Consider the following 10469-nt stretch of genomic DNA (forward strand, 5'->3'; position numbering starts at 1 on the left):
CTCCTACTTTCTCACGAACTATTTTGGCTAAGATGTTTGATGTGCCGCTGGAATAATACCAAACTTCATCTGGTTGGTACTGTAAGGGTTTTGACCCTGCATATCCGCCCATATCGGCTTTTTCGTAGAGCATACTCACTGCTGAACTTGGTCCGCTGTATACTTCTTCCCATTCCAACCCACTACTCATTCGTAAAAGTTGATCTACAGTAATTTTACTTCTATCATCTTTCCATAATGCAACTGGTGCTGGCTGGTTAATATCGAGTTTACCATCTTTCGCCAGCATTCCAATCAATGTGGCCGTCACACTTTTTGTCATTGACCAGCCCATTTGAGGAGTTTGTTCATTGAAATTCTCAGCATATTTTTCGCCTATAATTGTGCCTTTGTACACCACAACTACTCCCCTTGTATTTACTTTTACTTCGGGGTCATTCTCCTTAAATGCATTTTCCAATGCCTGGTTGAGCTTGGTATAGTCAACATTAGAGAATACTGTATCTTGTAACTGGGTACCGTAAGGCCAGTAAAGAGTATCAGCAGGTTGGTTTATAGTTCTTAAAGAGTACTTTTGACTTCTTACTTCTTCTTCTGATAGTTCAGATAGAAGCGTACACCCCAGGCCTTTTCTGTAAATGGCTTTCTTCTTAACAAGTCCAAAAACATCTCCCGTAGCCGAACTATCTGCCCAGTTAACCTCAAAATTACCAGCCGCTAACAGAGGGTTTACTTTTAATTCATTGGCTTTAACATCTTCAACATCTCTGCCTGACACAAACACACAGGAACATAAATTCTTGGCACCGTAGCCACTAATTATTGGAATTGCCCTGTAAGCATAGTTTAGTCCATAAATGAGAATACCAGCTAACGCTAGCAGAATTACGTTTCTAAGTATTTTGTTCATATTCCTTCTTTAGTACTTATCTTTTCTTGAGTGCCTTCATAGTAATCATCATTCTCCCCATCTTCATCCCAATCCAACACACCTTTAAAAGTAACCACATTTTCTTCGATTGTGGTATGATAGCTATTTGTAATGCCATTTTGCGTCATCATCAATGTGTCTGCATCTATACTCCAAGTACCTTCAGTTGTCATCATAACTTGTCCACTAAGCGATTTATATATCGATGTATAGGTGCCTTCTTCTCGAAATGTAGTTTCAATAGGTTTAATCTTCAAAATCTCCTCCCACTTACCTTCAGGTACAACCATTACTGAATCTGAAGAATCTCTTTTCATAGTCACATGTAAGGCTAAATTCTGCCAAGTGCCAACGAGCTGTTTATTCAATGGCAACTGAGTTTTTTCTTCTACATTTTCAGATGATTTTTTGCTTTCACATGCAAATAAAATGGCAATTAGGATAAATGATGATAATCGATTCATAACTGGATATATTTACGTCTAAATTAAAAATATTCAACCATTGTGAGCGGAACCCGAAGAGAAAATATCAAACCCGGATTAAAAGTGGCCATCGTGCTAAAAAAAGACCAGCGATCAGGTAAACTAACTGAAGGAGTAGTAAAAGATTTACTGACTAAATCACCCACACACCATCATGGTATTAAAGTCCGGTTAGAAGATGGACAAGTTGGTAGAGTAAAAGAAATATTGGAGGACTAAACCTTCTCTTTTACAAACTTCAAAGCGCGCTTTTCCATATAATTATATACTCCTTTAGGTAATTGAAAGCCTACATGTCCTCCATACTTTGGAGTTTCTAAATATAGGTTTTCAGTACGCTCACATAAATCGTAAGGATAGCACGGCTCTCCCAGAAATGGATCATTTACAGCATTGCAAATAAGGAGTGGTACCGAAACTTGAGGTAAGAAGTTCCCCGCACTGGCCCGCTTGTAGAAATCATGAGCATCTTTAAAACCATGAATGGGTGCTGTGTATTTGTTATCAAAGTCTTCAAATTCTTTTATATCATCAAAGCCATTGTACTCTACTAAGCCTGGGTAGGTTTCTGCTTTGAGTTTTACTTTTTCTTCCAGCTTTCTGAGAAATCTCCTTTTATAAAATCCTGTTTTTGAATTAGTTAGTTGATCAACACTCGATTTAAGGCTTACTGGAATTGAAAATGCAATACCTGCTTTCACAACATCTGGTCTACTATCGCTTTCTCCTAAATATTTAATGGTAAGGCTTCCACCCATGCTAAAACCAACTAATACAATGGATTGGTAATCAGAAGTCTTTAAAACATGATCTATCACTGTTTCCAGATCTTCTGTTGCTCCGTGATGGTAAAATCTGGCTTGTCTGTTAATCTCCCCACTGCAACTTCTACAGTTCCATGCTAACACATCCAACTTATTTTCCGACATGTATTTGGCCATGCCGAGCATATAAGGCCGGTTGCTACTACCTTCTAAACCATGCGAAATAATTACTAAAGAATCATTTCCATTATTTATCCAATCCAGGTCTAAAAAATCATCATCCGGTGTATCGATACGCTCTCTAGAATATTGTACACCTTCTACCTTTCGAAAGGTGCTAGGGATAATGGTGGCTATGTGCCCATTTCGCATCCAAAATGGAGGTTTGTAACTGGATTTTACTAACGGCATAGCGCAAATAAAAAGCAGTTGTTCCTAACAACATGGATTTTTACCAAATAAATAATATTTTTTGACCCTACCCATCAATTCCTGTACCTTCACGTTGATATATGAAGGTTAGAAATCTCCTTATTCTATTTGTTTCAGTGCTGCTGATTGCTCCGTTTACTATGATGGAGACGATGGTTTTATTGAAAAAGCATCAAGTTAAGCGGGAGATTAAGCATAAACTGATGCGATCCTTACCTAAAGACCAACTCACATTAGTTACCCTTTCTAAACAAGAAGCATCTAAAAAGCTAAAATGGGAACATTCCAAAGAGTTTGAATTAAATGGCGCCATGTTTGATGTGATCTACACGGAAGTGAATGGAGAAAAAATAAACTATTGGTGTTGGCCGGATACTGAAGAATCTTCGTTAAATCAACTACTTGGTTCTCTGGCTAAACAAAAACATCAAAGTGCTGAAGATGAGTGCATTAAACTTCAAAAGTTACTAACATATACACTACCATACAATCCTGTTTTAAACGTTTTTTGTACCAGAGGGGCAATCAATTTTGATCTAATATCCATTCATTATCAATCTATTCATTCTACTCCCAACACACCCCCGCCACTTAGTTGATTTTAGATATCAGTTAAAATCATTTTAAACCATGGAGTAACACTCGGAAAATTATCTATTTCATGAAATACATCGTATGCACATGGCTATTTTTAGCAGTGCAATTTGCAGTGAATGCACAATTGCTCACTGTAAAAGACAATGCGGGCAATCCGGTAGAGCTTGCAACTGTAGCCAGTAAATCACCTAATGAATTTATTACTACCGATGAAAATGGGCAGGCAGACATAAGTCAGCTAAAAGGCTCTAAAAAAATAGAAATCCGCTATATAGGATTCAAAACTGTTTATACCAATTATGAAGAGTTGGCATTAATGGGTTTTGATGTAACGATGAAACCATCCACTCTTTCTATGGATGAAATAGTAATATCTGCGACTAAATGGGAACTGTCTAGTAGTGAAACCCCTACTAAAATTGTTTCGATACCAACTGAGGAAATTGCACTACAAAACCCACAAACAGCTGCTGACTTACTCAATGTTTCGGGCAAAGTATTTATCCAGAAAAGTCAGCAAGGTGGTGGTAGCCCAATGATCAGGGGGTTTGCAACCAATCGTTTATTGTATACTTTAGACGGTGTTAGGATGAATACTGCCATCTTCAGAGGTGGAAATATTCAGAATGTAATTAACCTCGATCCTTTTGCTTTGGAAAGTACCGAGGTGTTTTTTGGACCTGGATCTGTTATTTATGGTAGCGATGCCATTGGCGGTGTAATGAGCTTTCAAACACTTACACCTCAATTATCTGAAAGTGACGAAGTGGAAGTGACTGGCAATGCCGTAGTACGAACTTCAAGTGCTAACAACGAACGAACGGGACATTTAGATGTGAATGTGGGTTGGAATAAATGGGCTTTTGTTTCCAGTTTTAGCTCATGGGATTATGATCACTTAAAACAAGGAAGTGACGGGCCTGACGATTATTTAAAACCGTATTACGTTCAAAGGCAGGATTCTACGGATGTGATAATTACTCAGGATGATCCTCTATTGCAGATTCCTACTGCATACTCTCAAATTAACCTGATGCAGAAAGTGAGATTTAAACCGAATGCCCAGTGGGATATACTATATGGTTTTCACCTTTCTGAAACTTCCTCTTATGGCAGGTACGACAGGCACAATCGAGTGAGAAATGGTACGGCCAGGTATGCAGAATGGGATTATGGCCCACAGAAATGGATGATGAACAACCTGGTTGTAACTCATCAGGGATTAACTACAATGTACGATAAGGTTAATATCCGTGTGGCGTATCAAAAATTAGAAGAAAGCAGGATTGACAGGTCCTTAAACAGTACCACACGAACTACCCAGGTGGAAATGGTAGATGCCTATTCTGTAAATATTGACTTGTTGAAGAGCCTAGGGGAGCAGCACACAATCAATTATGGAATTGAGTATGTTTCTAATGATGTGGAGTCTACTGGCTTGGAAACTGACATACGTTCAGATGCCAACTCAGCTAGTTCATCGCGTTATCCTTTGGCAACATGGCAATCTATTGGTGTGTATGTGAATGAACAATTTAGGGTATTTGATGAATTATCTTTGCAAGCAGGGTTGCGCTATAATCAGTTTATAATTGATGCTTCATTCGATCAGCGTTTTTTCAACTTCCCATTTAACAATGCTAAGTTAGAAGAAGGCTCACTCACTGGGAGTTTAGGTGCTGTTTACAGGCCCAATGACAATTGGGTAATCAGCTCAAATTTTGGAACAGCCTTCAGAGCACCTAATGTAGATGATATAGGCAAAATATTCGATTCTGAGCCGGGAGCCATTACAGTTCCTAATCCTGATTTAACAGCAGAATATGCTTATAATTTTGATGTGGGAGTCGCTGCTAAGATTGGAGAAGTTGCCAAAATTGATTTAACGGCCTATTACACACTATTAGATAATGCTTTGGTTCGAAGAAACTTTACGTTAAATGGCAATGATTCCATTATATATCAAGGTGAGCTGAGCCAGGTACAAGCTATACAGAATGCAGCACAAGCCAGAGTATACGGTATACAGGCAGGTGTAGAGTTAAGTTTGTCTGACCATTTCCAATTCATTACTGACTTAAACTATCAGCAAGGCGAAGAAGAACTGGATGATGGCTCTACAAGTAGCTCCAGACATGCCGCTCCGCTTTTTGGGACTTCACGATTAAAGTTTAATCATGACAAGTTAAAACTGGAGTTTTATGCTTCTTATCAAGGTGAAATTAGTCATAATGACCTGGCGGTAGAAGAACGAGCAAAGGATGAAATTTATGCGAAAGACTCTGAAGGTAATACCAATGCACCTTCATGGTACACATTAAACTTGAAGGCGATGTTCCCTGTGTCTGATAAGCTGACTGTTACTGCTGGTTTAGAGAACATAACGGATCAGAGATATAGACCTTACAGTTCAGGTGTTTCAGCTCCGGGAAGGAACTTTATCTTAGCATTAAGAGCTCGACTTAATTAGTAATAAACTGATAATAAGATACCCTACGCAACCACGGTTTAAGAATTTAGCTTTGCATGCGTAGGGTAAAAACTACTTCATATAGTTTGTTCTCTTTTGGAAGTAAGCGCTCCTAAAGAGGTTAGGTTAAAAATTAAAAAGGATCAGGGGTGGTCCTTTTTATATTTACAGCGGATTCTACTCAAAATTTAATCTAACTAACCCAATACCAACATCAATTTGTATTAGTTTTGTTTGCTATGAATAACAGTTTGCACGTAGCTATTTGCGGAAACATTGGATGTGGTAAAACAACTTTAGCAGCCATGCTAGCCAAACAATTTGGTTGGAAGGCAGAAATGGAATCTGTGGAAGATAACCCTTATTTGGAGGACTTCTATGAAGATATGAAACGCTGGTCGTTTCACTTGCAAGTGTATTTCTTAAATAGCAGGTTCAATCAAATTAAGAGAATCAGGGAAAGTGAGACCTCTACCATTCAGGATAGAACTATTTACGAAGATGCCTTTATTTTTGCCTCGAACTTATATGAGTCTAAGTTGATGAATGAGCGAGACTATCGCTGCTATTTGACACTTTTTGATTCTATGATACAGCATGTGCAAGCACCGGACTTGCTTATTTACTTAAAGGCGGATATCCCTAAGCTAGTCGCTCAGATTGAGAAGCGCGGCAGAACATACGAAGAGGCCATTAGAATTGATTATTTAAAAAATCTGAACAGGCGTTACGAGAGCTGGATTGATGGTTATAAAGATAGCAAGCTATTGATCATAGACATGAATAACACTGATTTCGTGAACAAACCAGAAGACTTTTCTCAAATTGTAAATAGAATTGACGTAGAGGTTAACGGCTTATTCAGTTAGTTATCAAGCGCTCCATCATCTACCCAACAGGCAATCAAATCTATTTCATCCTGAGATAAATCGGGCCGACCAGCTGGTGGCATATTGCCACTCTGAGTTCTACTTCTAATAACATCTGCCCTGTTCTGAACATTCGATAACACATTATAATCAGGAAGTGAAGCCCTGCTTCCATCATGACAAGTATTAATAGCACAATTGGTTTGAATAATTGTTTCTACCTGACTTGACCATGAAACGCCAGAAAGAACCTCAGCATCAGAAGATACCTTACAGCCAGATTCATCAATTACCTGTATTGAATAACTGCCTTGAGATAATTGGTTAAACACATTGTTTGTACTTTCTACCCCATCCAAAATATACGTTAAACCAATTCCATTGGCCGTAATTTCAATGGAACCGTTGGCCGTATTACACCCTGAAGTGGTGGTAATTATCTCATCTATGCTCAAATCAGACCCGTCTGCATTAATTAATATATTTAAATCATCGGTACATCCATTAGAATCAATTACTTGAATATCATAGAACCCTGGACTCAAACCATCTATAAATGTATTTTCTATAGCATTTCTTCTAAGTTGAATCTGATAAGGTTCTACACCACCTGTAATATCTACATCGATAGTACCATCACTAGCGCTACAGCTGGTGGCATTTGTAGTAGCAATTAGTGTAAGCTCCAAATCTGAAGAATCACAGTCAAGAGTAGGAACTGGATCCCCTGTGTCGCTATTACATGAATAAAATAACAGTAGGATACTTAAAATATGAAGGTTTTTCAATACTACTAAATGTTTAAACATTAAGTTATAAATAATTAACAATAGTCATTGAAATATTTACTAAATCATTCCAATAACTGATAAACCTCACTATATTATAAAAGTTCAAAATTTAAATTTACAATATGAAATTAAAGAAAATACTTTGTGCGGTTGATGCCTCTAGTGGTGCCAAACAAGCACTCGCCTTTGCTAATAAGCTTGCTGCAGAATTTGATGCACAAATTACCGTAGTTCATGTCTTTTCTTCGGAATTAAGAATGAGAAATGAGTTTAAAAATCAAGTGATAAATGAAATAAAAAAACTGCTCAATGACGAATTGCATTCCGAAATTACCTATGTTGATGGTATTATTTCAGAAGAAATTGAGAAATTAAGTAAGTCCCATGATTTGTTAGTTATGGGGCTTAGAGGTTCTCATCACTCATCACGTTACTACGGCAGCAATGCTGCACAGGTAATTCAAACTGCTGCATGCCCTGTTTTCTTAATACCTGACGCATCTGTTGATTTCAATTTTAAAAAAATAGCCTTCTCTTCAGACTTCAAAGATATAGTTAGGGAAGAAAACCTGGAATCTCTCCGCGATTTAGCCGATCATTTAAATGCGGAATTGCATTTACTTCATGTATCTGGCAATACAGTATTAGATACAGAAGAAGGCGATGAAGCCATAGAATTACATACTATTTTTGAAGACATTAACCATGCATTTTTTGTGGTGGAAGAAACCGACATAGTGAAAGGGATACAAAGGCATATGAAGGATAAAGGCGTTGATTTATTGGCAATTATGCCTCGAAAAACAACAAAACTGGCTCATACACTTAGCCAGGCGATCATCAATGAAACTGAAAGCATGCCTATATTCTCATTTCACGCTTAATAAATGAACGTTCGAGTAAAATTCTTAGGTGCAGCACAAACAGTAACTGGGTCGAAGTACTTATTTGAAATTGATGATTTCACTTTTTTAGTAGATTGTGGATTGTTTCAGGGACTTAAACCTTACCGACTAAGAAACTGGGATGAGTTTCCGCATGACGTTACGACTATCGATGCCGTAGTATTAACTCATGCTCATATCGATCATTCTGGGTACCTGCCGAGATTGGTTAAACAAGGTTTTAATGGTCTTATATATTGTACAGAAGCAACTGCTGGTCTATTAGAAATTCTGCTGTTAGATGCGGCCAAACTTCAAGAAGAAGAAGCTGAATTCGCAAAGAAAAAAGGATATTCTAAGCATGCAAACCCAGAACCACTTTTTACAACAGAAAATGCCGAACAAGCACTATCACTGGTTACTACTGTTGGTTATGACCAGGACTTCAGAATACATGATAATGTTCAGGTTACATTTAGAAATGCTGGCCATATTCTAGGTAGTGCGTTTGTTGAGCTTCTTATAAATGGCACTAATATGACAAAGAAAGTGGTGCTCTCTGGCGATTTAGGCAGATTCAATCAGCCCCTTCTCGCTTCTCCTGAAACCGTCAATGAAACTGATGTTTTATTTGTAGAATCAACGTATGGCGACAGAAATAACGAAATTACAAACGTTGAAGAACAGTTAAAGGAAAAGGTGAACAAAGGTCTGAAAGAAGGTGGATGCATACTTATTCCTTCCTTTGCTGTAGGCAGAACGCAGATTATACTTTATTACTTGCAAAAATTACAAAGTGATGGAAGCATACCAAATGTCTCTATTTATATTGATAGTCCTATGGCCATTAGTGCAACCAATCTATATAGCAAATACCCTGATTATCATACACTTACTGCATCTGAATTTAAAGGAAACGGGCTTTTTGATTACCCAACGGTGCATTATTACCGATCTCAGGAGTCATCTGTGATATTAAATGACATCACTTCTAATGCAATTATTATATCTGCCAGCGGTATGTGCACAGGTGGAAGAATTTTGCATCACTTGTTTCATCGTCTGGGCAGGAAGAATGACACACTCCTATTTGTAGGATATCAGGCAGAAGGTACACGCGGAAGGCGTATTCTGGAAGGTGAACCAACAAGTAGAATTTTTGGTATTGATGTCGAAGTTAAATGCCATGTCGACATTGTTTCAGGATTATCGGCACATGCAGATATGAGTGAGTTACATCAATGGCTGGATCATCTAACTTCTTCTCCTAAAATGACATTTATTGTGCACGGTGAAGCAGAAAGTTCGTTGGCGTTGGCTCATCATCTAAGAATTGAAAAGCAGTGGGATAATGTATATGTGCCTAACTATTTGGAATCGTTTGACCTCTTCAGGGGTATATAACTCCTAAAAACAAAATGCCCCGTGAAGAACCTAGCTTCAGGGGGCAAATCGTTGTCTATAGTTGGCTTATGATTCTAATGTAATAACTAATACCTTAACTGCTAAACCATAACCGACCAAACCACCTTTTTACCGATAAATGACCAAATACCATGACGAATGGATTTTGGAATTACTTAATAGTATCTGAATCAATATTCTTGGTACTATCCTTTTCCAGGATTTCATCCTGAATACGTTCTTTTAATTGTGGTTTTGAGCCTGGGAATGTGGTTTTAGAGGATATATCATAACTGACATAAACCATTATACCGAAAAAAATAAGTGCAAATACAATAAAGATTTTTTTATTCCTATTCATCTTAGTTTGGGCTCTAGCCACAAATATCCCATACTTAATAGAAACAACAATAAGAACCACCATTTGGATATCATTTTCCTACTATTTTTCTGAGTGGCTGAATAATTATTTTTAGAATCAAAATAAGATTGGTTAACAACGAGTGTGTGGTAGTTTGTCATCGGGATCCAATCATTAGGCCCGAAAATATACAGCCAATTAATTTGCTCATTCTCCAGCTCTATGCTATTCCAACCTTTCCTGTTTGGCCAAATGGTAGCTTGCCACCTGTCACTTACAAACTCATGTTGCCTGAAAGTCAGCCTTGTGCTGTCGATCAGTACTTCCGGTAAACCATTACCACGCACCTGTAGTTTCATGGGTTCATCAATATAAACAAACTGGTGGTCAATAGTTAGTTTATTGGTAGGTTGATAAATAAGCGTACTTAATATTTCATCCCACAGAAGTTGATATTCCAAATCATTTCCGTTCAATGATA

Annotated in this window: 12 protein-coding genes; 6 read left to right on the forward strand and 6 right to left on the reverse strand. The window is 37.8% G+C overall.

Translation table 11 applies throughout. The features are described from left to right. On the reverse strand, positions 1-910 hold a 910-nt coding region (locus RLO81_RS03085), incomplete at its 3' end, for a serine hydrolase domain-containing protein (RefSeq protein ID WP_350107076.1). Further along, positions 907-1395, reverse strand: a complete 489-nt coding sequence (locus RLO81_RS03090) for a hypothetical protein (protein ID WP_350107079.1) — start codon at positions 1393-1395, stop codon at positions 907-909. The genes RLO81_RS03085 and RLO81_RS03090, both read right to left, overlap by 4 nt. A gap of 42 nt (positions 1396-1437) precedes the next feature. Here RLO81_RS03090 and RLO81_RS03095 point away from each other — a divergent pair, with 42 nt between their 5' ends. Beyond that, entirely contained in the window at positions 1438-1635 is a 198-nt protein-coding gene (locus tag RLO81_RS03095; RefSeq protein ID WP_350107083.1) for a YwbE family protein, read from the forward strand. On the opposite strand, the gene RLO81_RS03100 is transcribed toward RLO81_RS03095, so the two are convergent. Further along, entirely contained in the window at positions 1632-2591 is a 960-nt protein-coding gene (locus RLO81_RS03100; protein WP_350107086.1) for a YheT family hydrolase, read from the reverse strand. The genes RLO81_RS03095 and RLO81_RS03100 overlap by 4 nt on opposite strands. 101 nt (positions 2592-2692) lie before the next feature. Here RLO81_RS03100 and RLO81_RS03105 point away from each other — a divergent pair, with 101 nt between their 5' ends. From RLO81_RS03105 to RLO81_RS03115, 3 genes are all read left to right on the forward strand, one after another. Continuing rightward, positions 2693-3211 carry a hypothetical protein gene (locus RLO81_RS03105; protein ID WP_350107089.1) on the forward strand — a complete coding sequence of 173 codons (519 nt, stop codon included), beginning with the start codon at positions 2693-2695 and terminating at the stop codon, positions 3209-3211. 62 nt (positions 3212-3273) lie between these two features. Further along, a complete protein-coding gene (locus RLO81_RS03110; protein WP_350107092.1) occupies positions 3274-5679 on the forward strand; it encodes a TonB-dependent receptor in 2406 nt (801 codons plus the stop codon). Positions 5680-5918: 239 nt separating this feature from the next. Continuing rightward, positions 5919-6548 (forward strand): deoxynucleoside kinase, encoded by a 630-nt coding sequence (locus RLO81_RS03115; RefSeq protein ID WP_350107095.1) that lies wholly within the window; start codon positions 5919-5921, stop codon positions 6546-6548. On the opposite strand, the gene RLO81_RS03120 is transcribed toward RLO81_RS03115, so the two are convergent. Beyond that, positions 6545-7357 carry a hypothetical protein gene (locus RLO81_RS03120; protein ID WP_350107097.1) on the reverse strand — a complete coding sequence of 271 codons (813 nt, stop codon included), beginning with the start codon at positions 7355-7357 and terminating at the stop codon, positions 6545-6547. The genes RLO81_RS03115 and RLO81_RS03120 overlap by 4 nt on opposite strands. A gap of 104 nt (positions 7358-7461) precedes the next feature. Here RLO81_RS03120 and RLO81_RS03125 point away from each other — a divergent pair, with 104 nt between their 5' ends. Beyond that, positions 7462-8223 (forward strand): universal stress protein, encoded by a 762-nt coding sequence (locus RLO81_RS03125; RefSeq protein ID WP_350107100.1) that lies wholly within the window; start codon positions 7462-7464, stop codon positions 8221-8223. A 3-nt stretch (positions 8224-8226) separates the two neighbouring features. After that, positions 8227-9627: an MBL fold metallo-hydrolase RNA specificity domain-containing protein gene (locus RLO81_RS03130; RefSeq protein ID WP_350107103.1), complete on the forward strand. Its 1401-nt coding sequence runs from the start codon at positions 8227-8229 to the stop codon at positions 9625-9627. A gap of 172 nt (positions 9628-9799) precedes the next feature. Here the strand turns inward: RLO81_RS03130 and RLO81_RS03135 are convergent, their stop codons facing one another. Together RLO81_RS03135 and RLO81_RS03140 are read right to left on the reverse strand one after the other, a co-directional pair. Then, positions 9800-9988 carry a hypothetical protein gene (locus tag RLO81_RS03135; protein WP_350107106.1) on the reverse strand — a complete coding sequence of 63 codons (189 nt, stop codon included), beginning with the start codon at positions 9986-9988 and terminating at the stop codon, positions 9800-9802. Further along, a partial coding sequence (locus RLO81_RS03140; RefSeq protein ID WP_350107108.1) for a hypothetical protein occupies positions 9985-10469 on the reverse strand: 485 nt, incomplete at its 5' end. The genes RLO81_RS03140 and RLO81_RS03135, both read right to left, overlap by 4 nt.

The sequence above is a fragment of the Fulvivirga sp. genome, assembly GCF_040220315.1.
GTDB lineage: Bacteria > Bacteroidota > Bacteroidia > Cytophagales > Cyclobacteriaceae > Fulvivirga.

Excerpts from the sequence above, each read along its gene's own strand:
- RLO81_RS03110 (WP_350107092.1), top strand. The coding sequence starts at position 3,274 with ATGAAATACATCGTATGCACATGGCTATTTTTAGCAGTGCAATTTGCA.
- RLO81_RS03090 (WP_350107079.1), bottom strand. The coding sequence starts at position 1,395 with ATGAATCGATTATCATCATTTATCCTAATTGCCATTTTATTTGCATGT.
- RLO81_RS03135 (WP_350107106.1), bottom strand. The coding sequence starts at position 9,988 with ATGAATAGGAATAAAAAAATCTTTATTGTATTTGCACTTATTTTTTTC.
- RLO81_RS03125 (WP_350107100.1), top strand. The coding sequence starts at position 7,462 with ATGAAATTAAAGAAAATACTTTGTGCGGTTGATGCCTCTAGTGGTGCC.
- RLO81_RS03105 (WP_350107089.1), top strand. The coding sequence starts at position 2,693 with ATGAAGGTTAGAAATCTCCTTATTCTATTTGTTTCAGTGCTGCTGATT.
- RLO81_RS03120 (WP_350107097.1), bottom strand. The coding sequence starts at position 7,357 with ATGTTTAAACATTTAGTAGTATTGAAAAACCTTCATATTTTAAGTATC.
- RLO81_RS03115 (WP_350107095.1), top strand. The coding sequence starts at position 5,919 with ATGAATAACAGTTTGCACGTAGCTATTTGCGGAAACATTGGATGTGGT.
- RLO81_RS03130 (WP_350107103.1), top strand. The coding sequence starts at position 8,227 with ATGAACGTTCGAGTAAAATTCTTAGGTGCAGCACAAACAGTAACTGGG.
- RLO81_RS03100 (WP_350107086.1), bottom strand. The coding sequence starts at position 2,591 with ATGCCGTTAGTAAAATCCAGTTACAAACCTCCATTTTGGATGCGAAAT.